The organism is Kitasatospora sp. NPDC048715 (assembly GCF_043198905.1).
GTDB lineage: Bacteria > Actinomycetota > Actinomycetes > Streptomycetales > Streptomycetaceae > Kitasatospora > Kitasatospora lactacystinica.
This window is the reverse complement of the sequence record NZ_JBICVH010000017.1, coordinates 62,538-82,210: the sequence shown is the minus strand read 5'-3', so window position 1 is coordinate 82,210 and position 19,673 is coordinate 62,538. Positions and strand designations below refer to the sequence as shown.

Annotated in this window: 14 protein-coding genes and 2 tRNA genes; 6 read left to right on the top strand and 10 right to left on the bottom strand. The window is 73.6% G+C overall.

Going from position 1 to position 19,673, the window contains the following annotated elements:
• Nucleotides 1-85 precede the first annotated feature (85 nt).
• Complete coding sequence (locus tag ACGFSC_RS29180) at nt 86-2,236, bottom strand: EAL domain-containing protein (protein WP_359901841.1); 2,151 nt, start codon at nt 2,234-2,236, stop codon at nt 86-88.
• Nucleotides 2,237-2,703: 467 nt separating this feature from the next.
• Entirely contained in the window at nt 2,704-3,129 is a 426-nt protein-coding gene (locus ACGFSC_RS29175; RefSeq protein WP_359901838.1) for an OsmC family protein, read from the bottom strand.
• A 304-nt stretch (nt 3,130-3,433) separates the two neighbouring features.
• Between ACGFSC_RS29175 and ACGFSC_RS29170 the strand changes: the two genes are divergently transcribed.
• Together ACGFSC_RS29170 and lepB are read left to right on the top strand one after the other, a co-directional pair.
• Nucleotides 3,434-3,769: a chorismate mutase gene (locus ACGFSC_RS29170; protein ID WP_359901835.1), complete on the top strand. Its 336-nt coding sequence runs from the start codon at nt 3,434-3,436 to the stop codon at nt 3,767-3,769.
• Nucleotides 3,770-3,911: 142 nt separating this feature from the next.
• The gene (lepB, locus tag ACGFSC_RS29165) at nt 3,912-4,700 is read left to right on the top strand and encodes a signal peptidase I (RefSeq protein ID WP_359901833.1); all 789 of its coding nucleotides are present in this window, start codon (nt 3,912-3,914) and stop codon (nt 4,698-4,700) included.
• On the opposite strand, the gene ACGFSC_RS29160 is transcribed toward lepB, so the two are convergent.
• The 3 genes from ACGFSC_RS29160 to ACGFSC_RS29150 form a co-directional block, all read right to left on the bottom strand.
• Nucleotides 4,663-5,817: a DMT family transporter gene (locus ACGFSC_RS29160; RefSeq protein WP_359901830.1), complete on the bottom strand. Its 1,155-nt coding sequence runs from the start codon at nt 5,815-5,817 to the stop codon at nt 4,663-4,665. The genes lepB and ACGFSC_RS29160 overlap by 38 nt on opposite strands.
• Before the next feature lie 184 nt (nt 5,818-6,001).
• Nucleotides 6,002-8,416, bottom strand: coding sequence for a transglycosylase domain-containing protein (locus tag ACGFSC_RS29155; RefSeq protein ID WP_359901827.1), 2,415 nt, complete (start codon nt 8,414-8,416; stop codon nt 6,002-6,004).
• 224 nt (nt 8,417-8,640) lie between these two features.
• Nucleotides 8,641-8,714, bottom strand: a tRNA-Lys gene (locus tag ACGFSC_RS29150).
• 144 nt (nt 8,715-8,858) lie between these two features.
• Between ACGFSC_RS29150 and ACGFSC_RS29145 the strand changes: the two genes are divergently transcribed.
• Nucleotides 8,859-9,647 carry a DUF998 domain-containing protein gene (locus ACGFSC_RS29145; protein WP_359901824.1) on the top strand — a complete coding sequence of 263 codons (789 nt, stop codon included), beginning with the start codon at nt 8,859-8,861 and terminating at the stop codon, nt 9,645-9,647.
• Nucleotides 9,644-10,528 carry an alpha/beta hydrolase gene (locus tag ACGFSC_RS29140; RefSeq protein ID WP_359901821.1) on the top strand — a complete coding sequence of 295 codons (885 nt, stop codon included), beginning with the start codon at nt 9,644-9,646 and terminating at the stop codon, nt 10,526-10,528. The genes ACGFSC_RS29145 and ACGFSC_RS29140 overlap by 4 nt, the downstream gene beginning before the upstream one ends.
• Nucleotides 10,529-10,595: 67 nt before the next feature.
• Here ACGFSC_RS29140 and ACGFSC_RS29135 read toward each other — a convergent pair.
• From ACGFSC_RS29135 to ACGFSC_RS29120, 4 genes are all read right to left on the bottom strand, one after another.
• Nucleotides 10,596-10,669 (bottom strand) — tRNA-Lys (locus ACGFSC_RS29135).
• Nucleotides 10,670-10,729: 60 nt separating this feature from the next.
• Complete coding sequence (locus ACGFSC_RS29130; RefSeq protein WP_359901818.1) at nt 10,730-12,811, bottom strand: ABC transporter ATP-binding protein; 2,082 nt, start codon at nt 12,809-12,811, stop codon at nt 10,730-10,732.
• Entirely contained in the window at nt 12,808-13,755 is a 948-nt protein-coding gene (locus ACGFSC_RS29125; RefSeq protein ID WP_359901816.1) for an ABC transporter permease, read from the bottom strand. Before ACGFSC_RS29125 ends, ACGFSC_RS29130 begins: the two co-directional genes overlap by 4 nt.
• A 16-nt stretch (nt 13,756-13,771) precedes the next feature.
• On the bottom strand, nt 13,772-14,752 hold the full coding sequence (locus tag ACGFSC_RS29120; RefSeq protein ID WP_359901813.1) for an ABC transporter permease: 981 nt from the start codon (nt 14,750-14,752) through the stop codon (nt 13,772-13,774).
• Nucleotides 14,753-15,079: 327 nt separating this feature from the next.
• Between ACGFSC_RS29120 and ACGFSC_RS29115 the strand changes: the two genes are divergently transcribed.
• Both ACGFSC_RS29115 and ACGFSC_RS29110 read left to right on the top strand, forming a co-directional pair.
• The gene (locus ACGFSC_RS29115) at nt 15,080-16,780 is read left to right on the top strand and encodes an ABC transporter family substrate-binding protein (protein ID WP_359901810.1); all 1,701 of its coding nucleotides are present in this window, start codon (nt 15,080-15,082) and stop codon (nt 16,778-16,780) included.
• Nucleotides 16,781-17,324: 544 nt separating this feature from the next.
• The gene (locus tag ACGFSC_RS29110; protein ID WP_359901807.1) at nt 17,325-18,599 is read left to right on the top strand and encodes a low temperature requirement protein A; all 1,275 of its coding nucleotides are present in this window, start codon (nt 17,325-17,327) and stop codon (nt 18,597-18,599) included.
• Here ACGFSC_RS29110 and ACGFSC_RS29105 read toward each other — a convergent pair.
• Entirely contained in the window at nt 18,596-19,615 is a 1,020-nt protein-coding gene (locus ACGFSC_RS29105; RefSeq protein WP_359901805.1) for a LysR family transcriptional regulator, read from the bottom strand. The genes ACGFSC_RS29110 and ACGFSC_RS29105 overlap by 4 nt on opposite strands.
• Nucleotides 19,616-19,673 lie beyond the last annotated feature (58 nt).

Sequence of the window (19,673 nt, the reverse complement as noted above, 5' to 3'; positions counted from 1 at the left end):
TCCGCCGCGTCCGCCGCCTCCACCGCGGCGGCCGGGCCCGGCCGTCCTCCCCGCAGTGCCCGCCGGTCGCCCGCCCGTCCTGCGGCTACCGGCCGTTCAGGGCGGGGCGGCCCTCGCGGAGTATGGCCGCTACCAGCTCGGCCTCGCCGGGGCGGGCGAAGTACCAGCCCTGGGCGGTGTCGCAGCCGGTCAGCCGCAGGCGCTCGGCCTGGGCGGCGCTCTCGATGCCCTCCGCGGTGACGGTCAGGCCGAGGGTGTGGGCGAGCTGCACCATCGCGCCGACGATCTGCTCGTCCGCGTCGCTGCGCCGGGAGCGGAGCTCCGGGCGGCCCGGACGGTCCGTCGGGGCGGGCTCGCGGAAGCCCTCGATGAAGGTGCCGTCGAGCTTGAGCACGTGCACCGGCAGCCTGGAGAGGTAGGCCAGGTTGGAGTAGCCGGTGCCGAAGTCGTCGATCGCGATCCGCACGCCCATGTCCGCGAGCGCCTGGAGGGCCTGGAGCGGGCGGCCGCCGGGGCCGAGCAGGGCGCTCTCGGTGATCTCCAGCTGGAGGAGCCGGGCCGGCAGGCCGGTGCGTTCGAGCGCCCGGGCGACGTCGGCGACGATGTCGGAGTCCCAGATCTGGCGGGCGGCCAGGTTGACGCTCACGAAGGTCTCGGTGTCGGGGAACTCGGTGAGCCACTGCCGGGCCTGCCGGCAGGACTCCTCCAGCACCCAGGTCCCGAGCGGCACGATCGCGCCGGTCTCCTCGGCGAGCGGGATGAAGCGGTCCGGGGAGAGCGTCCCGTAGCGGGGGTGGCGCCAGCGGACCAGCGCCTCCGCGCCGTGCACCGCACCGTCGGCCAGGCCGACCAGCGGCTGGTACTCGATGGTGAACTCACGGCGCTCCAGGGCCGGGCGCAGTGCGGTGGCGAGCAGCTGCCGGGTGAGCTGGTGGGCGCCGCGGTCCGGGTCGTAGAGGGTCCAGCGGGCGCGGCCGTCGGCCTTGGACCAGTAGAGCGTGGCGTCGGCGTCCTTGACCAGGTCGGTCGGGGTGGTCTCGTGCACGGACCGCTCGACCACGCCCACGCTGGCGGTGATCACCAGTCGGTGCCCGGAGACGTCGAAGGGACGTTCCAGCACCTCCAGGATCCGGGCGGCCAGCTCGGTCAGCTGCTCGCTGCCCAGGCTGTCGGTGACCAGGACGGCGAACTCGTCGCCGCCCATCCGGGCCACCAGGTGGGTGTCCCGCCCGTCGAACCCGCGCCGCAACCGGGTGGCGACGGCGATCAGCAGCTGGTCGCCGATGTGGTGGCCGAGCGCCTCGTTGATCGCCGCGAAGCCGTCGAGGTCCAGGTAGCAGACCCCCACCCGGCGTTCGTCCGCGGCCTCGGCCGGGCCCGGCCGGTCGTCCGGCCGGTCGTCCGGCGCGAGGCAGGCGGCGTCGAGCCGCTCGAAGAAGTAGGCCCGGTTGGGCAGCCGGGTCAGCGGGTCGTGCAGGGCCTGGTACTCCAGCCGGTCGCCGAGCCGCCGCTGCTCGGTGATGTCCTCCACCAGGGCGAGGGTGTAGAGCGGATCGCCGGCGCCGTCCCGGATCAGCGAGACGGTGACCTTGCTCCAGACGGTGTGGCCCTCGCGGTGCTTGAGCTGCTTCTCCACGCGGAACCGTTCCCGCTCCCCGTGGACGAGCTCGGGGAAGAGCCGGTCCGGCATGCCCTCCGGGTCGATGATCTCGTGCAGGTGGGTGCGGGCCAGTTCGCCGACGCCCCGTCCGATCAGCGTGGCGAAGGCCGGGTTGACCTCGATGATCCGGTCCTCGGCGTCGATCAGGGCCATGCCGATGACGGCGTCGCAGAAGGCGGCCCGGAACCGGGACTCGCTGGCCCGCAGCGCCGCCAGCAGCCGGTCGGTGCCGGCGCCCTCCCGGTCGGTGCCCTCGGCCGCCCGGCCGCTGCCGCCGGCGAGCCCCCGGTCCCGGTGGGCGTCGTCGGTGAGCGGGGCCGAGCAGGTGGGGCAGAGCAGCAGCTCCGGCTCCGCGAGTGTCCCGCAGGCGCCGAGGGCCGTGGTGGCTCCCGCGGCGGGGGCGGTGGTGGTTCCCGCGGCGGGGGCGGGGGCGGGGGCGGGGGCGGGGGCGGTGGCCGGTCCGCCGGTGCTGGCGGCCGGTTCCAGGACCGGCGAGGCGAGGTGGCGGTGGCGCGGTGATTCCTCGTGCCGCACGCCCGGGTGGTGTGCGTCGGCCCCCTCGTTCCGGCCCGGCACGGCATGCTCCCGTCCGCTGCTGACGCTTGACGATGGTCCGGCCGGCCGGTCGGGACCCGGCGGTCGGCTCCGCACTCTGTCGTGGTCCTCGGAGTCGGCCGCTGCGGGGGCTGCCCGTCGTGGGGCGCCGGCGCGCGGGGACCCGCCTGAAGGACAGGGCGCTGCGGCCGATCATAGGCCGCGACGACAACACGCGGTGACCGCCGCCAGGGTGATTCGCCCGCTTTGTGATCATGAATGGCGGTACGTGCGGACGCCCCCGGTGCACATCACATGATGTGCGCCAGGGGCGCGTGCGCCGAAGCCGCGCCCTTGGGCGCCGGTCGCGCGCCGGATGCGGAGCGGAGCGGGCCGGGAGCCCGGGGGCGGAAGGGGCTGTCGGGGGTGATGGAGAAGAGGGCGGAAGAGAGAAGAGAGGGCGGAAGAGAGAAGAGGGCGGAAAGGAAGAAGAGCGAAGACGGGCGGGCTCAGGCCAGCGAGGCCGTGAGGGTGATGGTGGTGCCGGTCAGGGCCTGGCTGACCGGGCAGTTGGCCTTGGCGTCCTCGGCGGCCTTCACGAAGCCGGCCTCGTCCAGCCCGGGGACCTCGCCGACGACGGTCAGGTGGATGCCGGTGATGCCCGTGCCGGGCTGGAACGTCACGTCGGCCCGGGTGTCCAGCTTGGTCGGCGGGGTGCCGGCACCGGCCAGGCCGTGCGAGAGGGCCATCGAGAAGCACGCGGAGTGGGCGGCCGCGATGAGCTCCTCCGGGCTGGTTTTGCCGTTGGGGGCCTCGGCGCGGGACGGCCAGGAGACGGGGTACTCGCCGATCCCGGAGGATGCGAAGGTCACCAACCCCTTTCCGTCGAGGAGGTTGCCCTCCCACGCGGTGGTGGCGGTGCGGGTGGTTGCCACGATCGGTTCCTCCAGTACTGAGGGAGTGTTCGAACGGTCACGTCCGGTCATGCACGCCCCAGCCTACGGGCAGAGCCCTCCCGGCCCGGTGCGTCACGCCGCCGGGGCCGGGCGGAGCACCGGCTCGCCGGTCCGGTCCGGTTCGGTCCGGCCCGGCTCACCGTCCGGTCCGGCCCGCCGTCCGGATCGTGGACGGTTCCGTCCGACGGTGCGGGGCCGGAGCGGGGCCCTGTTAGATTTGCCCGGGCCCGAGCCCGGCCGCCGTACGGTCGGGCGCCCACTGCAGACACCGGGAGCCGCCCCGATGACGGACCACTCCACGACCCCCGACGCCGGCCTGACCGAGGGGATCGACGACGCCGTACGGGCCGAGCTGACCGGCCTGCGCGAGAGCATCGACAACATCGACGCCGCGGTGGTCCACATGCTGGCCGAGCGCTTCAAGGCGACCCAGCGGGTCGGCCGGCTCAAGGCCGAGCACAAGCTGCCGCCGGCCGACCCGGCGCGCGAGCGGGACCAGATCAAGCGCTTGCGGGAGCTGGCGGCGGGGGCGAAGCTGGACCCGGTCTTCGCCGAGAAGTTCCTGAACTTCATCATCGCCGAGGTCATCCGCCACCACGAGGCCATCGCCCGCTCCTGAATCCTCGGGTCCGAGCGGCCCCGGGCCCGCGTGGCCCCGGGGCCTCCGGCGATGTCGGCGGCGGCTAAATGACCGATTTCGTCAGGCTCCACGGTTGGCGTAGCGTGCAGGTTTCCCCAGCCGGAGAGGTGGAGCAGCGACGATGGCGGTGAACCTGCCCGAAACGCCGAGCGGAACCGGAGCTCCCGGCGATTCCGCGTCGAACGCCCACGCGGTGCCCGGCGGTCGCGCCGAGGCCCGCCGCCGGGCCCGCGGTTCGCGGGGCCGCACGGCCGGCGGTTCGGGTCGGCGGCCGCGGCCGTGGTGGATCGAGCTGCCGGTGATGGCGGCGGTCGGCCTGGTGGTCGCGCTGCTGATCAAGACCTGCCTGTTCCAGGTGTTCACCATCCCGTCCGGCTCCATGGAGAACACCCTGCGGATCGGCGACCGGGTCGGCGTGAACAAGTTGGCGCCGCTGACCGGCTGGGAGCCGGAGCCGGGGCAGCCGGTGGTGTTCAAGGACCCGGGGGGCTGGCTGCCGCCGCAGCCGACCGATCCGAACCCGGTCACCAACGCCGTGGGCTCGGTGCTCAGCTTCGTCGGCCTGGTCCCGCCGAAGGACGACAACTACCTGGTCAAGCGCGTCATCGCGACCGGTGGGCAGACCGTGCAGTGCGAGGGCAGCACGCTGAGCGTCGACGGACGGAAGGTCGACGAGCCGTACCTGCACCCCGGGGACGACTCCTGCGCGGGGCTGGACTTCGGGCCGGTGAAGGTGCCCTCGGGCTACATCTGGGTCGAGGGCGACCACCGCAGCGACTCCGCGGACTCCCGCTACCACCAGCACGGCCCGGGCGGTGGCGCCGTGCCGGTGGACAACGTGGTCGGCCCGGTGTCGGCCGTCGTGTGGCCGCTCAATCACCTCGACTGGTTCGGCTGGACCGGCCGCTGACCCCACGCTCGGCGGTCACCCGGTCGGCAGCCCCGGCCCCGGCGGCCTCGGGCCCGTCGGCCTCTGATCCGGCAACCCCGGGCCCGTCGGCCCGTGGACCCGCGAACACCTCGGCCGTCCCGGCCGTCCCGGCTTTCGAACCCGCCCCCGGGCCCGCGCCCGCGCCTGCCCCCGCGCCCGCCCCCGCCTCCGCGGGTTTGCTCGCCTGGGCCGCGAAGGCGCCGGTCAGCACCAGCAGGCCGCCCGTGATCTGCGGCAGCCCGAGGTGTTCGCCGAGCAGCACCCAGGCCGTCACGGTGGCGACCACGGCCTCCAGGTTGGCGACCACCCCGGCTATCGGCGGCGAGAGGTAGCCGACCGAGATCACGCCGGTGACGTAGGCGAGCACGGTCGCGATCAGGACCATCCACGCGGCCGGGAGGAACGCGGGCAGGGTGTGCCCGTTCATCACCACCGACCCGCCGAGCCGGCTCCAGTCGGCCTGCCACGGCCGGGTGAGGGCGGTGAGCAGCACGGCGCCGATGAGCAGCCCGAACGCGCTGACGGCGAGCGGGTCGACCGGGCGCTCGCCGTGCCGGCCGGCGTCGGCGAGCACGAAGTAACCGACCTGGCAGAGGGCCGCGCCGAGGGCGAAGAGCACGCCCAGCGCGTCGAAGCCCAGGCCGTTCCAGACCTCGACCACGCAGGCCAGCCCGGCCACCGCGACGCCGGCGCCGACGGCCGCGCCGCGGGTGATCGGCTTGCGCTGGACGAACTTGACGTAGCCGATCAGCAATGGCGGCCCGAGGTACTCGATGAGCAGGGCGACGCCGACCGGGATGCGGGAGATCGCCGCGAAGTAGCAGGCCTGGACGCCGGCCACGGCGAGCAGGCCGAAGCCGAGCAGCAGGCCGGGGCGGCGCAGGACGGCGTCCCGGTGCCGGTAGGCGACCGGGAGGAGCGCCACCGCCGCCCCGGTGACCCGGAGCCACACCACGTGCAGCGGGGAGAGCCCGGCCTCGATCAGCGGTTTGGCCGCGGTGCCGGAGCCGCCGAAGGCGACGGCGGAGACCAGCGCAAGGCCGAGGCCGAGGGTTCTGCCCGAAGGGAGGGTGGGCGAGGCCGTTGATCTGTGCACCGCCGCATTGTGACAGTCATACCGGTGATCGGGTAAGGCGCCATTCCGTCATTCGGTCCTGCCCCCGACTGTGCGCAATGGCGCAATCACCGGCGCCGGCACGGCCCCGTGGCCGTGCCGGCCCCCGTCGGCCGTCAGCCACCGGCCGTCAGTCACCGACCAGCCGGTCGCCGGCCGCCGGCCGTCAGTCACCGGCCGAGGCGCCCGCCCCCGTGAGCGCGTCCGCCCCGCCCGTGGGCTGGGTGGTCGGCCGGCTGGTCGGGGGCGCGGTCGGCTGGGTGGTCGGCGCCGTCGGCTTCGAGGTGGGCCGGGGCGGCCGGGTGGGCTGGGTGGTCGGCTGGCTGGTCGGCGGAGCCGTCGGTGCGGTGGTCGCACCGCCGTCGGTGCCGCCCGGCGAGGTCGAGCCGTCGCCCGGTGCCGTGGTGGGGCCGGTGCTCGGGGCGCCGGTGGGGGCGCTCGTCGACGGGGCGCCGCTCGGCGTGCTCGGGGCGGTCGGCAGGTCGACGGCGCCCGAGGAGTCGCCGCCGGCCGGGGTCGGGAAGTCGCCGACCGGCTGACCCTTGAGCGCGGCCTTCATGTAGCTGGTCCAGATCTGGGCCGGGAACTGGCCGCCGGCCGCGCCGTCGATGCCGCCGACGCCGCTCAGGCTGACCTGGGCGCCGGTGCCCGGATCCTGGCCGAACAGGCCGACCGAGGTGACCAGTTCGGGGGTGTAGCCCACGAACCAGACCGACTTCTGGTCGTCGGTGGTGCCGGTCTTGCCGGCCACCGGGCGGCCGAGCGCCTTCGCCCGCCAGCCGGTGCCGCCCGGGTCGCTCACCACGCCCTGGAGCATCGAGGTGACCTGGTTGGCGGTGTCCTCGCTGATCGCCTGGGTGGTCTTGTGCGCGGGCAGGGCCACGTTCTCGCCCTCGCGGTCCACCGACTGCACCAGCCACGGGGTGATCTGCTTGCCGCCGTTGTCCAGCGTGGCGTACACGCCCGCCATGTCGAGCACGCTCGGGGTGGCCGCGCCCAGCGGGATGGACGGCACCGGGTCGAGCCCCGGGATGTTGCCGGGCAGGCCCATCGCGACGGCGGTGTCCTTGACCTTCTGGAGCCCGGTGTCCTGCGCGAGCTGTGCGAACGCCGAGTTGACCGACCAGTCGGTGGCCTGCTGGAGGCTGATCTGGCCGTAGCTCTTGTCGCCCTCGTTCGGCGGCGCGTACGGGGTGCCCTTGCCGCCGCGGACCTTCCGGCCGCTGGTGCCGTCGTAGACCGTGCGCGGGGTGATGGTGCGGCCGTCCTGGGTCTTGGCCTCGTTCTCGAACGCGGCGGCCAGCGCGATCGCCTTGAAGGTCGAGCCGGCCTGGTAGTCGCGCCGGGTGGCGTTGTCGACGTAGTGCTTCACGTAGTCGACGCCGCCGTACAGGGCGACGACCGCGCCGGTCTTCGGGTCCACCGAGGCGGCGCCGGCCTGGGCGGCCGCGTCCTTCTTCCGCTTGTCCGGGTTCAGGCTGTCGTGCAGCTGGGCCTGGACGGAGTCCTGGAGGGCCTGCTGGCGGGCCGGGTCGATGCTCAGCTTGATCGTGTAGCCGCCCTTGGCCAGCTCGGTCTCGCTGATCACCCCGCTGGAGGTGAGGTACTGGGTGGCGGCGTCGACCAGGTAGCCGGCCTGGCCGGACAGGCCCGGGTTGGGCTGCGGGTCCCGGACGTCCGGGAAGGTGGTCGCGGCCCGCTCGTCCGCGGAGAGCCAGCCCTCCTTGACCATGCCGTCGAGCACGTAGTTCCAGCGGTTGACGGCGTTCTGCTTGCCCGCCGCGGTCGCGGTGGCGACGTCGTACGCGCTCGGGGCGTTCAGCAGGGTGGCCAGGTAGGCGCCCTGGGCGGCGTTGAGGGCCGACGCGTCGATGCCGAAGTACGCCTGGGCGGCGGCCTGGATGCCGTAGGCGCCGCGGCCGTAGTAGGAGGTGTTCAGGTAGCCGGAGAGGATGTCGTTCTTGCTCTCGGTGGCGTCCACCTTGATGGCGATGAACAGTTCCTTCACCTTGCGGGTGATCGACTGCTTCTGGTTCAGGTACGTGTTCTTCACGTACTGCTGGGTGATGGTGGAGCCGCCCTGGGTCCCCTGGCCCTTGGCGGTCTTGATCGCGGCCCGGGCCAGGCCCTGGACGTTGACCGCGCCCTCGTTGTAGAAGTTCCGGTCCTCGGCGGCCAGCGCGGCGTGCTGGGCGGCGGGGGAGACCTTGTCCAGGGAGACGTTCTGCCGGTTGGTCTGACCGGTGCGGGTGAGCACCGAACCGTCCGAGTAGAGCCAGGTGTTGCTCTGGGCGGTCGCGGCGGCGTGCGCGTCCGGCACCTTCACCAGGGTGATCCCCAGCGCGAACAGGCCGATGCCGAGCAGCAGCGCCGTGCCGAAGCCGAGCACGGTCATCCGCCAGGTGGGTATCAGCCGGCGGATGCCGGTGCGCTTCGGGCGGCGCGACCTCCTGCCGCCGGATCCGTCGGACCCGCCGGTGCGGCCCGACCCGCCGGCCGGGCCGGTGGAGCGCTTGAACCGTTTGACCGGGCGGAGGCCGATCGACGGCGTGCTACGGCCGCTCTGGGCGTTTCTGGACAATGCGCGGCCTTTCCTGCGGGCGCATCGAGGCAGCCGGCACGGACGGGGACATCGGCGGTTGGGGACCTTTGTCCCGATTCAGGTTCTACTGCCCTGGACGAGCAGAATGGGCCGGATGGCTCCGGTGAATCGCCGATCGAGACCGACATCACACGCAAAACGGACGTCGGAGGCCAAAAAATCGGGGAGCCCCTCGCTGCTGCGAGAGGCTCCCCAACTGTCTGTGCGCCGCCAGGGACTCGAACCCCGGACCCGCTGATTAAGAGTCAGCTGCTCTAACCAACTGAGCTAGCGGCGCTTGCTGACCTGGAAAACAATACACGCTTCCGGGGGGTGCCTCGAACCGGCTGCGGGTCACCCCCGGACCACCCGGACAGCGGCTGCCCGACCTGCCCCTTTCCTTCCGGTTGGTCCGGAGTTCGCCGCTGGTTAGGGTGGAACGGTGCCCCGCCTCCAGCCCGGCCACCGCACCGCACGGACGGCGGTCGCCACCCTGCTGCTGCTCAGCGCCGTGGCGTACACCGCCTGGGTGCTGGAGGTCGTGCTGAGCACCGGGCTCGACCCGGTGCGGGCGTACATCAGCGAACTCGCCGCCGAGGACCAGCCGCTGGGCGGCCTGTTCCGGGCCACCGACCTGGCCGCCGGACTCTGCCTGCTCGCCGCCGCCGGCACCGCCCTCGCCACCGGGCGGGTCGGGGCCTCCCGCCGGCACCGCTGGGCGCTGGCCGGCTGGTCGGCGCTGGCCCTGTTCGGCGCCGCGACCGCCGCCGACTCCCGGCTGCCGCTCAGTTGCGCCCCCACCAGCGACGAGATGTGCGCCGCCCGGGAGACCGCCGGGCTGGTCCCCGCCACCCACACCGCGCACGCCGTCACCAGCAGCCTCGCCATGGCCGGGGCGCTCACCGCGCTGGTCTCGCTCACCGTGGCGGCCCGCCGCTACCGCTGGTGGCCGGGGGTGCGCCGGTTCGGGCCCTGGCTGCTGGGCGCCGAACTGCTCGCCACCGGCTGGAGCCTCGCCTCGATCGCCGCCTTCCAGGCCGGGCGCGGCACCTGGGCGCTCGGGGCCGGGCAGCGGCTGCAGGTGCTGCTGGTCGCGCTCTGGCTCGGTCTGCTGGCCCTGGACGTCGCCCGTTCCGCCCGTGCGGGCGCGCCCGACCCGTCGGACGGGGGCGCCGGGGGCGGGGAGCGGTGCCCTCCGACCGGGCCGCTCCAGGAGCGCAGGCCGGCATGAGCACTCCCGGAACGCGGACCGCCGGCCGGGCGCGCTTCCTGCGCGTCGACGGGACCCCGCTGCACGTCCGTGTCGAGGGCGGCGGCCCGGTCTGTCTGCTCTCCGGCGGCCTCGGCAGCAGCTGGTTCGACTGGGACCTGGTCGTCCCCTTCCTCACCCCGTACCGCACCGTGGTCCGCTTCGACCGGCCCGGCTACGGGCTGAGCGCCCCCGAGCCCGCCACCGGGCGGCCCGCCCCGACGGCGGCCGGCGAGGCCGGACGCATCCGGGCGGTGCTGGACGGCCTGGGGCTGCGGGAGCCGTGCACCGTGGTCGGGCACTCGCTCGCGGGCTTCCACGTGGAGGCCTTCGCCCGGCTGCACCCCGAGCGGACCGCCGGGCTGGTGCTGGTGGACGGCAGTGTGGAGGCGGCGGCCCGGCCGTACCCGGCGCCCGGCGCGCGCGACCTCGCGGCCCGGGCGGTGGCCGGGGCCGCCACCGCCCTCGCCGTGCCCTACCTGCTGGGCCCGTCCGTCCGCCGGGCCACGGCCCGGCTGTCCACCGTCCGCCGTGAGGACCTCGCCCCGGCGCCGCTGGTGCGGCACTGCTACCGCACCGGGCGGGCCCTGCGCGCGCTGCTGCGGGAGAACGGCCGCTACCTCGACATAGCCGCCGAGCTGGACGGGCTGCGGAGCACCCGGCCGCTGGCGGAGGACCTGCCGATCACCGTGCTGGCCGCCGACGACGGCTGCCGGACCCGCCGCACCGAGGAGTGGCTGGCCCGGCAGCGGGAGCTGGCGGCGCTGCTCGGGGCGGACTTCCGCATCACCGCCCCGGCCGGGCACCTGGTGATGTTCGACCGCCCGGACGCGGTGGCCTCGGCCGTGCTCGACACCCGCTGAGCGGTCCTCCGGGGCCGGAAACGCCTCAGGCCGCCCACCGGAGTGGACGGCCTGAGACCTTGCCATGTGCGCCGCCAGGGACTCGAACCCCGGACCCGCTGATTAAGAGTCAGCTGCTCTAACCAACTGAGCTAGCGGCGCCTGCTGACGTCGAAGACTTTACACGGCGCCGACCGGATCCACCGAATCGTGTTCGAGTGATCACCCTGCGTAGTTTCCTCCGGGGTCCGGGTGATGGCAGGCCGCGCTGTGGTCCGCCCCCGGCGCGCCCTCGACCAGGGCCGGCCGTTCCCGCTCGCAGCGGGCCCGGTCCGCCGGGGACGTCAGCCCGGCGTAGCGCGGGCAGCGGGTGCGGAAGACGCAGCCGGTGCGGCGCTCGGTGGGCGGGGGAGGATCGCCGGCCAGCAGGACGCGGTCGCGGGCGCGTTCGGCGGCGGGGTCGGGGAGCGGGACGGCCGAGAGCAGGGCGCGGGTGTACGGGTGGCGGGGGCGGTCGAAGACGGCGGCCACCTCGCCCTGCTCGACCGTCCGGCCGAGGTACATCACGCTGACCCGGTCGGCGAGGTGCCGGATCACCGAGAGGTCGTGCGAGACGAACAGGTAGGACAGGCCCAGCTCGGCCTTGAGCGCCTGGAGCAGGTTGAGCACGCCGGCCTGGATGGAGACGTCCAGCGCGGAGACCGGTTCGTCCAGCACCAGCAGGCCGGGCCGGACGGCGAGCGCCCGGGCGATGGAGACGCGCTGGCGCTGGCCGCCGGAGAACTGGTGCGGGTAGCGGACGGTGTGCTCCGGGTCGAGCCCGACCTGGCGCAGCAGCTCGGGCACCCGGCGGGCGATCTCCTCGCGCGGGGTGCGCTGGGCGAGCAGCGGTTCGGCGACGATGTCGCCGATCGGCATCCGGGGGTCCAGGCTGGCCATCGGGTCCTGGAAGACGATCTGCACCCGGGCGCGGAGCCGGTGGGCCTCGGCCCGGGTGAGGGCGGCGGTGTCCCGGCCGAACATTTCGATCCGGCCGGTCTCCGGGGCGCCGAGCCGCAGCAGCTCGAACAGGGTGGTGGACTTGCCGGAGCCGGACTCGCCGACCAGGCCGAGGGTCTCGCCCTCCCGCAGGTCCAGGTCGACGCCGTCCACCGCGTACACCTCGCCGACCTTGCGCTTGAACACGGTGCCCTTGAGCAGGGGAAACGTTTTTCCGAGGCCGCTCACCGACAGCACCGGCGTCCGGGCGGAGCGGTCGCCGGGGCCGACGGCGGTGGAGGGCAGCTCCGGGACGGGATAGACCTCGGCCGGCGCGGGCCGCCGCTCGGCGAGCTCCGCCGAGCGCACGCACGCCGACAGGTGGCCGTCCGCCCCCTCCAGGGCGGGCTCGGCCGTGGCGCAGCGCTCCTGCGCCAGCGGGCAGCGCGCCGCGAACGGGCAGCCAGGGGGCAGTTCGGCCATCGGCGCCGGGGTGCCGGGGATCGGCACGAGCGGACCGCCGCGCCCGTCCAGCCGGGGCAGCGCGCCGATCAGGCCGAGCGAGTAGGGGTGGCGGGGGGTTGCGAACAGTTCGTCGACCCCGGCCGTCTCGACCACCCGTCCGGCGTACATCACCGCGACCCGGTCGGCCGTTCCGGCGATCACCCCGAGGTCGTGGCTGACCAGGACGAGGGCCGCGCCGGTCTCCTGCCGGGCGGTGCGCAGCACGTCCAGCACCTGGGCCTGGATGGTGACGTCGAGCGCGGTGGTGGGCTCGTCGGCGAGCAGGATGTCGGGTTCGTTGGCGACCGCCATGGCGATCATCGCGCGTTGGCGCATGCCGCCGGAGAACTCGTGCGGGAAGCTGTCCAGGGCCCGGTCGGGCGCCGGGATGCCGACCAGGTCCAGGAGTTCGGCGGCCCGGCGGCGCGCGGCGGCCTTGTCCACCCGCTGGTGGATGCGGACCGCCTCGGCTATCTGGTCGCCGATCCGGTAGACCGGGGTGAAGGCGGAGAGCGGGTCCTGGAAGACCATGGCGATCCGGCGGCCGCGGATCGCGGCGAGCTCCCGGCCCGGCAGCCCGACCAGTTCCCGTCCGTCCAGCCGCACCGAGCCGCTGACGCTCGCCGTGCCGGGCAGCAGCCCGAGCACGGACAGCGCGGTGACGGACTTGCCGGAGCCGGACTCGCCGACGATGCCGAGGGTTTCGCCGCGCCGCAGGGTGAGGTCCACCCCGCGGACGGCGGGGACCGGGCCGTCGGGCCCGGCGAAGTCCACCCGCAGGTCCCGGACGGCGAGCAGCGGGGTTTCGACGGTGGTGGTCACGGGTGCTTCCTACGGCCGGCGGAACGACGGGTACGGGGCGAACGGCGGGGCGCGACCCCGGAGGTGGGGTCGAGCGCGTCGCGCAGCCCGTCCCCGATCAGGTTGACGGCGAGGACGAACAGCACCAGCAGGGCGGCGGCGAAGTAGAACAGCCAGGGGAACACCGGGGCCTCACCGGTTCCGGCGGCGAGCAGGGTGCCGAGCGAGACGTCCGGCGGCTTGACCCCGAAGCCGAAGTAGGAGAGCGCGGTCTCGCTCATCACGGCGCCGCCGACCGCGATGGTGGCGTCGATGATGAGGAAGGAGGCGACGTTCGGCAGGATGTGCCGGCTGATGATCCGCAGCGGCCGCACCCCCATGAAGCGGGCGGCGCGGACGAATTCGCGCTCGCGCAGCGAGATGGTCATCGAGCGGACCACCCGGGCGGTGATCATCCAGTTGAACAGGGCGAGCAGCAGGACGAAGGCGATCCAGCCGGCGCTCTTCAGCCGGGCCGAGACGATGGTGATGATCAGGAAGGCGGGGAAGACCAGCAGCAGGTCCACCAGGAACATCAGCGCCCGGTCGGCCCAGCCGCCGAAGTAGCCGGCGCAGGCGCCGACCACGGAGGCCAGCACGGTGGAGAACAGCGCCACCAGCAGGCCGATGACCAGCGACTTCTGCAGGCCGCGGACGGTCTGCGCGAAGACGTCCTGACCGACCCCGTTGGTGCCGAACCAGTGCTCGGCGGAGGGGGGTTGGTGCAGTGCGGAGAAGTCGGGAGTGGCGTAGTCCCAGGGTGTGAGGTACGGGCCGCCGAAGGCGAGCAGGAACAGCAGCAGGACGACGACGGTCCCGGCGACGGCGCCGCGGGCGGCGAGCAGCCGGTTGAGCACGAGCCGTCCGCGACCGGCGGTCCGGGGGCCGGTGGCCGGGGCGGAGGGATCGGCGACGGTGGTGGTCATCTCAGGTCACCTCCGGTCAGGACCGCACGCGCGGGTCGAGGGCGGCGTGCAGGGTGTCGGCGAGGAAGCCGGAGGCGAGGACGACGACGGCGGTGAACAGGTTGACGGCCACCACGGAGTTGACGTCCTGTTCGTTGATCGACTGGATCAGCCACTCGCCCATGCCGTGCCAGCCGAAGATCGTCTCGGTGAAGATCGCGCCGGTGAAGATGCCCAGGAAGCTGTAGGCGAACATGGTCGACATCGGGATCACCGCGGTGCGCAGTCCGTGCTTGAGCAGCGCCCGGCCGCGGGTCAGACCCTTGGCCTCGGCGGTGCGCAGGTAGTCCGAGCCGAGCACGTCGAGCATGGTGCCGCGCTGGTAGCGGCTGTACGTGGCGAGGCCGCCGAGGGCCAGCGAGATCGTGGGCAGCAGCAGGTGCAGCGCCCAGTCGGCGAGGTGGGTGCCGAGGCCGCCGGTGAGCCCGGGGGTCTCGTAGCCGGTGAACGGGATCACCTCGTGGCCGACCGCGTCCTTGGCGGTGATCGCGCCGTTCTTGAGGATCAGCGCGACCAGGAAGACCGGGGTGGAGAGCAGGACGAAGGACAGCACGGTGAGCAGCCGGTCGGAGACCCGGTACTGGCGCACCGCGCTCCAGGCCCCGGCCGCGACGCCCAGGACCATGCCGAGCAGGCTGCCGATCAGCAGCAGGCGAAGCGAGACCCAGACCCGGCGGCCGAAGTCGTCGGTGACCGGGGTGTCGTGGATGGTCCGGCCGAGGTCGCCGTGGAGCAGCCCGCCGGCCCAGTGGCCGAAGCGCTCGACGACCGGGGTGCGGTCGTTCAGGTTGAGCGCGGTGAGCTGGCGTTCGACCGATTCGGCGGCCGGGCGGGGGACCTTGGCGTCGAAGTAGGTGCGCGGCTGCAGGGCGGTCGCGGAGATCGCGTACGCCAGGAAGACGGCGGCGATCAGCAGCACCGCGTAGTAGCCCAGGCGTTTCGCCAGGTAGCGGAGCATCAACGGCCGCCCGCTGCGGTGCGGGTGGGGCCGACGCGTCTGGTGGGCATCGGTTGGCCTTCGGTCCGGGCCCGTTCGGGCGTCAGTCGGGTGGTCTGGCAAGGGAGTTGGGAAAGCGCAGGTCAGAGTGAAGCACCGGGGCACTGAGCTGGTGTTGCGTCCGTGTTGCCGTGTGTGACTTTTGGATCAGACGTGCGCTCCTCCCCCTGGTGGTCGGTCTGATCCGCTGTTACGTTCTGCTCGCTCGATGCCGAATTGGCTGCCCACGCTCAAGCCTCGTCACACCTCGCGCGCCCCACATCCCGTCATCGATCCCAGGGGACCCTCATGGACGCTTCCACCACGGCCGGCCGTCTCGGCCGGGCGGCCGCCCTCGCCGTCGCCGTCGCGCTCGCGGTCACCGCGTGCACCTCGGGCGGGGGTGGCTCCGTCGACGGCGCGGCCAGGAGCGAGCCGCCGGGGCAGGGCTCCAACGACCTCAACCCCAAGCCGCTGGACCAGATCAAGGACGGCGGCGAGGTGCGCTTCCCGCTGTACCAGTGGATCACCCAGTGGAATCCGCTGCAGGTGGACGGCTACTACGGTTCCGCGGTCTCGATCATGCGCAACCTGGAGCCTTCGCTCTTCACCACGGACGCCGCCGGCACCTTCCTGCCCGACCCGGACTACCTGGTGGACGCCAAGGTCACCTCGACCTCGCCGCAGGTGGTCACCTACAAGCTCAACCCCAAGGCCAAGTGGTCGGACGGCAAGCCGCTGAGCTACCTGGACTTCAAGGCCGACTGGCAGGCCGCGAGCGGCAAGGACCCGGCGTACAACCTCTCCGACCCGTCCGGCTACGAGCAGATCTCCGCGGTCGAGCAGGGCGCCGACCCGAGCGAGGTCAAGGTCACCTTCGCCGAGCCGTACGCCGACTGGCAGAACCTGTTCCGCCCGCTGATGCCGGCGGCCGGCATCTCCACCCCGGACGACTTCAACAAGGGCTGGGTGGAGAAGATCCCGATCACCGCGGGCGCGCTGAAGGTCGGCACGGCGGACAAGACCGCGCAGACCCTGACCCTCGTCCCGGACCCGGCCTGGTGGGGCACCAGGGCCAAGGTCGACAAGGTGACCTTCCGGGTGATGTCCCAGGCGGCGACGACCCAGGCGTACCTCAACAACGAGATCGACTACGCCGCGGCCGGCACCGCCACCGCGTACGGGCAGCTCAAGGGCGCCAAGGACACCGTGATCCGGGCCGCCAGCCCGTGGGACGAGGTGCACATCTCCTTCGGCGGCGCCGGCGCGCTGGAGGACCCGAGGGTCCGCCAGGCGCTCGGCAGGGCGCTGGACCGCTCGGCGCTGATCAAGATCGCCAACAACGGGGTGCCGGTGGAGTTCAAGCCGCTCGGCAACCACATCTTCATGCCCAACCAGACCGGGTACCAGGACACCTCCGGCGACTGGGCGAAGTTCGACCCGGCCGCGGCCAAGAAGCTGCTGGACGAGGCGGGCTGGAAGGAGTCCGGCGGCCAGCCGCGGACCAAGGACGGCCGGCCGCTGGAACTGCACTGGGTGCTCAACGACTCCACGCCGCAGGCCCAGATCGACCTGGCCACCGCGGCGGTGGCGATGTGGCAGGCGGTCGGGGTCAAGGTCAGCCTGGACAAGGTGGCGGCCAACGACTTCTTCACCAAGTACGTGAACCCGGGCAAGTTCGAGATCGCGAGCTGGCGCAACACCGACTCCTTCCCGCTGTCCAAGAGCCTGACCAACTTCCGGCTGCCGGTGGGCGACAACAGCTTCAGCAACCCCTCGCGCCTGGGCAGCCAGGAGATCGACGACCTGCTGAAGAAGGCGGCCGGGACGGTCGACCCGCAGGAGGCGGCGAAGCTCTACAACCAGGCGGACGCGAAGATCTGGGAACTCGGCCACACCGTCGAGCTCTACCAGCGGCCGGAGGTGGTGGCGACCCGCAAGGGCCTGGCCAACTACGGGGCCTTCGGCCTGGCGGGGGAGGACTACAGCAGGATCGGCTGGGAGAAGTAGCCGCCGCCGGGACGGGACGGGCCGCACGGCAGGCGCTGGCGAGCAGCGCGGTGATCACGAGGCCGGTGGCGCGGACGCGGGAGGATCGGCTCTGCCGCCCCCGCTGTCCCGCCACCCGCCTTGACCTTCCGCGTTGCCCGCAGGCCGCCCGTGTCATGGGGCCCGGCAGGGCCCGCGCTCTTCCAACCGGGGAAGAATCTAGCGGCGCGCCGGTCGCCCGAGGGGCAGCGCGCGGGGCGCGCCCGGAAACCCGCCGCGCTGTCACCCGGTTCGCGCACCGGAGCGTCAACTGGGGCTGACGGCAAGGAAAAAAGGGACATTCGGGGCCATCGTGACCGGGGGCGCGCGGGGTTCTCGCTACGCGCCCGAGCGTGCACACCTGCCCTGCCCGAGCCTGCCCCCTGCCCTGCCCGAGCCTGCCGTGCCCGAGCGTGCACACGGCCCTGCCGGCGCGTGCACACCTGCCGCGCCGGTGCGTGCACCGGGCCGGAGGCGCTGCCAGGATGCGCGGGACGACCCCCTCCCGACTCCCGGAGCAGCTCCGATGGTCAGTGACCCCGCAGCCGCGGCACCCCCCGGCCACCCCGTCGACCCGCCGCCGGTGCGCCGGATGGTCCCGCGCGACCGGCACGAGCCGCACCGGGTCGCCACCCCGTTGGAGCTCTTCTTCGACCTCTGCTTCGTGGTCGCGGTGGGCCAGGCCGGGCGCGAACTGGCCCACTCCCTGGCGGCCGGGCACTACGGCGAGGGCCTGCACGGCTACACGCTGACCTTCTTCGCGATCTGGTGGGCCTGGATGAACTTCACCTGGTTCGCCTCCGCGTACGACGTCGACGACGTGCCGTACCGGGTCACCACGCTGGTGCAGATCGCCGGGGTGCTGATCCTCGCCGCCGGGGTGCCGCGGCTGTTCGCCACCCAGGACCTGACGCTGTCGATCGTCGGCTACGTGGTGATGCGCCTGGCGATGGTCACCCAGTGGCTGCGCGCGGCCGCCGGCGAACAGGGCCTGGCGCGCCGGGTCGCGCTGGGCTACGCGGCGGGGATCACGCTCTGTCAGGTCGGCTGGGTGGTGGTGCTGTTCCTGCCGCCCGGCGTCCGGTCGTACGTCATCCCGGTCGGGGTGCTGTGCGAGCTGGCCGTGCCGGTGGTCGCCGAGCTGCGGATGCGGACCTCCTGGCACCCGCACCACATCGCCGAGCGGTACGGGCTGTTCACCCTGATCGTGCTCGGGGAGACGGTGGCGGCCGCGACCGTCGCGGTGCAGTCGGCGGTGGACGAGCACGAGAGCCCGGGGCGGCTGGTGCCGGTCGCGGTCGGCGGGCTGCTGATCTGCTTCTCGGCTTGGTGGATCTACTTCGCCCGGTCCGTCCACGAGCACCTGCGGTCCAACCGGCAGGCACTGGTCTGGGGGTACGGGCACTACCTGGTGTTCGGCTCGGCGGCGGCGATCGGCACCGGGCTGGAGGTCGCGGTGGAGTCGGCGGTGCACAAGGCGCACATCTCGGAGACCGCCGCCACCGCGACGGTCACCGTGCCCACCGCGCTCTACCTGTTCACGGTCTGGTTCCTGCACTCCCGGCACACCAAGCGGGGCGCGGCGGCCCAGGCGGTGGCGCCGACGGGGGCCGTGCTGGTGCTGGCCTGCACCGCGCTCGGCGGCTCCGGGGTGCTCGCGGCGGGCCTGGTCTGCGCGCTGATGATCGCGGTGGGCGTGCTGATCCACGGCCGGGAGAGCAAGCGGGCGGGTGCCGGCGGGCCGGGTGTCGGCGGCGCGAGTGCCGGCGGGCCGGGCGTCGGCGGGGTGGGCGCACGCTAGCCGACCCGCTCCAGCAGCACCGGCTCGTGCCGGGCCAGCCAGTCCAGGTAGGCGGGGTTGACCTTGGCCAGATCCAGGTAGGCGGCCCGCAGTTCGCCGTACAGCGCGTCCAGCGCGGGCGGGCTGAGCACGCGCGGACGCCAGGTGAACAGCAGCCGGACGGCCAGCGGGTCCCCGTGCACCGGGCGGACCACGGTGCCGGGCCCGGGCAGCGAGGTCGGCTGGCATGGGCGGACGGCCTCGCCGGAGGCGACCAGCTCGGCGGCGGTGGCGTTGTCCCGCACCTGCACCACCCGGGGGTTGAGCCCGGCCTCGCTGAACACCCGGCGCATCGCCGCGTACTCGTGGTCGGCGGTCGGGTCGACCATCCAGGTGTCCTCGGCGAGGTCGGCCAGGTGGACGACCGGCCGGGCGGCGGCCGGGTGCCCGGCCGCGAGCGCGACGAACTGCGGCTCCCGGGCCATCAGCACCCGCTGCTCGGCGTCCGGCGGCACCCGCAGCGGGAAGCCCTCGCTCTCGTACACGAAGGCCACGTCCAGCTGGTCGGCGGCGACCATCCGCAGCAGCGCGCTGGCCGAGACGTCCACGTGGATGGTGGTGTCGGTGTCCGGCAGCCGCTCGTGCACCCGGCGCAGCCAGGCCGCGACCGCCCGGCTGCCGACGCTGCCGATCCGCAGCCGCCGCTGTCGGCCGGGCCCGGCCGCGTCCCGGGCCTCCTGGCGGGCGGCGGTCACCAGGGCGGCCATCTCGGTGATCACCGGCCGGGCCCGGGAGAGCACCGAGTGACCGAGCGCGGTCGGCCTGCTGCCGGTCTGCTCGCGGGTGAACAGGGTGCCGCCGATGGCCCGTTCGATCCGGTGCAGCTGGGTGGTGAGGGAGGGCTGGGTCATGCCGAGCTGGAGCGCGGCCTTGCGGAGGCTGCCGCTGTCGGCGATCGCGCACAGCACCCGGAGGTGTCTCACGTCGAGCTCCACGTCCGGAGCATAGACGCCGCCGCACCGCCTCGCCAAGGACATGACAGGCATTCAAGGGCATGCCGAAGGGCCGGTCAGCGGATCGACCGGCGGATCGACC

Bases quoted from the DNA above. Each gene is read 5' to 3' on its own strand.
- ACGFSC_RS29170 (WP_359901835.1), top strand. From the start codon at position 3,434: ATGACGGACCACTCCACGACCCCCGACGCCGGCCTGACCGAGGGGATC.
- lepB (WP_359901833.1), top strand. From the start codon at position 3,912: ATGGCGGTGAACCTGCCCGAAACGCCGAGCGGAACCGGAGCTCCCGGC.
- ACGFSC_RS29120 (WP_359901813.1), bottom strand. From the start codon at position 14,752: ATGCTCCGCTACCTGGCGAAACGCCTGGGCTACTACGCGGTGCTGCTG.
- ACGFSC_RS29110 (WP_359901807.1), top strand. From the start codon at position 17,325: ATGGTCAGTGACCCCGCAGCCGCGGCACCCCCCGGCCACCCCGTCGAC.
- ACGFSC_RS29125 (WP_359901816.1), bottom strand. From the start codon at position 13,755: ATGACCACCACCGTCGCCGATCCCTCCGCCCCGGCCACCGGCCCCCGG.
- ACGFSC_RS29105 (WP_359901805.1), bottom strand. From the start codon at position 19,615: ATGTCCTTGGCGAGGCGGTGCGGCGGCGTCTATGCTCCGGACGTGGAG.
- ACGFSC_RS29140 (WP_359901821.1), top strand. From the start codon at position 9,644: ATGAGCACTCCCGGAACGCGGACCGCCGGCCGGGCGCGCTTCCTGCGC.
- ACGFSC_RS29115 (WP_359901810.1), top strand. From the start codon at position 15,080: ATGGACGCTTCCACCACGGCCGGCCGTCTCGGCCGGGCGGCCGCCCTC.